A 324-nucleotide genomic window follows, 5' to 3' on the forward strand; every position below is an offset into this window, starting at 1 on the left:
TCTTCCGCTTTCGGCACGTTAATCCAGGTATGGTCCAGCTTGAGCGGCTTAAGGACCCGCGTCGTCATGGCCTGCTCATAGGGCATGCCAGAAGGTTTGACCGCCAGCGCACCAAAAAGACCGATGCTGGCGTTGGCGTAAAGACGCGTTGTGCCAGGCTTCCACTGCGGCTGCCAGTTTTGATAAAAGCGCAGCAGGGAGGCGTTATCCGTGACCTCATCCGGTACCTGTAGCGGCAGGCCGCCAGCGGTGTAGGTGGCGAGATCCAGCATACGAATACCCTGCCACTGCTTGCCCGTCAGCTGTGGCCAGTATCTGGTCACC

General features: G+C 59.3%; 1 protein-coding gene. It reads right to left on the reverse strand.

The annotated features are described in order from the left end of the window. A partial coding sequence (locus tag FLQ44_RS14540) for a serine hydrolase (protein ID WP_147694983.1) occupies positions 1-324 on the reverse strand: 324 nt, incomplete at both ends.

The sequence above is a fragment of the Vogesella mureinivorans genome (genome assembly GCF_007644035.1).
In the GTDB taxonomy this organism is placed as follows: Bacteria; Pseudomonadota; Gammaproteobacteria; order Burkholderiales; family Chromobacteriaceae; genus Vogesella; species Vogesella mureinivorans.